This window comes from Phytoactinopolyspora endophytica, from assembly GCF_004138495.1.
Lineage (GTDB): Bacteria > Actinomycetota > Actinomycetes > Jiangellales > Jiangellaceae > Phytoactinopolyspora > Phytoactinopolyspora endophytica.
This window is the reverse complement of sequence record NZ_ML142849.1, coordinates 555,172-557,423: the sequence shown is the minus strand read 5'-3', so window position 1 is coordinate 557,423 and position 2,252 is coordinate 555,172. Positions and strand designations below refer to the sequence as shown.

The 2,252-nt window shown below is 64.8% G+C and carries 1 protein-coding gene and 1 pseudogene; both read left to right on the top strand.

The features are described from left to right. A pseudogene (locus ELR45_RS36530) lies at window positions 1-367 on the top strand (clumping factor B); the annotation flags it as partial. A gap of 406 nt (window positions 368-773) precedes the next feature. After that, window positions 774-2,252: 30S ribosomal protein S1 (gene rpsA / locus ELR45_RS02480; RefSeq protein ID WP_129663462.1), on the top strand; the 1,479-nt coding region annotated here is incomplete at its 3' end.

Below are 2,252 nucleotides of genomic sequence, written 5' to 3'. Positions count from 1 at the left end.
GCCTGAGCCGGACCCGACCGAGGAGCCTGAGCCGGACCCGACCGAGGAGCCTGAGCCGGACCCGACGGACGAGCCTGAGCCGGACCCGAGCGAGCCGGAACCCGAGCCGAGCGATCCGGGCGAGACAGAGTGTGCGGACCCGTCGAATTCACCGGATGCGACCGATGAGCCCGACCCGACGGCAACCTATGGGCCGGGTGAGCGGGAAGACTTCGAGGAGTCGGCGTCCGAGGACCCTGATCCCGACGCGCCCGCTGACTGTGATGACGACGATGACGACGATGACGACGACACCGAGTCTCCGGAGCCAACCGGCACGGAAACTCCGCGGCCGTCCCGTTCGTTAGAGCCGGCAGAAGAGGACTGAACCGGCCGGGTGTGCACATTGTCACCGCGTGACACTAGAGGTCACGCGGTGAGATAGGCCCGCGTTCGATCCCGCGCGCGTCGTGCGGCGGCAGCGTTGAGACGGTGTGCGTGGGCGAGTGACGCGAGGGCTGGGCGTTCCCCGATAGGCTACGGCTAGATGACAACAGCGGATATCGTTCGCGGTCTGTGACCTGATCGCGATGTGGGCCTAATTGACCCTGGTGCAAGCGGGCAGGTAATCTTTCCTGTGCGCTGTGGGCCTGCGTGACCTCAGACCGAGCAGGCTCGCGCTCGTTCATGTCGTTCGGCCGGTGCTCTCTCAGATCTTCCGTCCCTCGGCACGGCGATCAAAGGGCCTGTGGCGTAACCGGTTTTACCTACACCTGTCCGGAGCCCGCTTCCACATGACGAGCAGCATCGAGGCCGAAACACCCACCGCAAGCACGCCTGCATCGCCGCAGGTGGCGGTCAATGACATCGGGTCCGCGGAGGCCTTTCTCGCCGCGATCGACGAGACCATCAAGTACTTTAATGACGGCGACCTGGTGTCCGGTACCGTCGTCAAGGTCGACCGGGACGAGGTCCTGCTCGACATCGGCTATAAGACAGAGGGCGTTATCCCCTCGCGTGAGCTGTCGATCAAACACGACGTTGATCCACACGAGGTTGTTGCCGTCGGCGACGATGTCGAAGCTCTGGTCCTGCAGAAGGAGGACAAGGAAGGCCGGCTGATCCTGTCCAAGAAGCGTGCGCAGTACGAGCGCGCGTGGGGCAAGATCGAGGAGATCAAGGAAGCCGACGGCGTCGTGTCCGGTTCGGTCATCGAGGTCGTCAAGGGCGGCCTGATCCTCGACATCGGCCTGCGGGGCTTCCTGCCTGCGTCGCTCGTGGAGATGCGCCGGGTGCGCGACCTCCAGCCGTATGTCGGCAAGGAGATCGAAGCCAAGATCATCGAGCTGGACAAGAACCGCAACAATGTGGTCCTGTCCCGCCGTGCGTGGCTCGAGCAGACTCAGTCCGAGGTCCGTTCCACCTTCCTGCAGACGTTGCAGAAGGGACAGATCCGTTCGGGTGTCGTCTCCTCGATCGTCAACTTCGGTGCGTTCGTCGATCTCGGCGGTGTCGACGGCCTGGTGCACGTGTCCGAGCTGTCCTGGAAGCACATCGACCACCCGTCCGAGGTCGTCGAGGTGGGCCAGGAGGTCACGGTCGAGGTTCTCGACGTCGACATGGACCGGGAGCGGGTCTCGCTCTCGCTGAAGGCGACGCTCGAAGACCCGTGGCAGCAGTTCGCTCGGACCCATCAGATCGGGCAGATCGTCCCCGGCAAGGTCACCAAGCTGGTGCCGTTCGGTGCGTTCGTCCGGGTCGACGACGGGATCGAGGGCCTGGTGCACATCTCCGAGCTGGCCGAGCGTCACGTGGAGGTGCCGGAGCAGGTTGTCGAGGTCGGCGCGGACACCATGGTCAAGGTCATCGACATCGACCTGGAGCGTCGTCGTATCTCCCTCTCGCTGAAGCAGGCGAACGAGGGCGACACGGCCGAGCACGTGTCCGAGCACTTCGACCCGACGTTGTACGGCATGGCTGCCGACTACGACGACGAAGGCAACTACAAGTACCCCGAGGGCTTCGACCCCGAGACGAACGACTGGCTGGACGGCTACGAGGAGCAGCGTGCCGAGTGGGAGCGGCAGTACGCCGAGGCCCACGCACGCTGGGAAGCTCACAAGAGCCAGATCGAGAGCGCCCAGGTGGAAGACGCCAAGGCGAAGGAGGAGAACCCCTCCGAGTACTCCTCTTCGGGTGCACCTGCGGAGGTCAAGGACGACGAAGGCGGAACGCTGGCGTCGGACGAGGCGCTGCAGGCGCTGCGGGAGAAG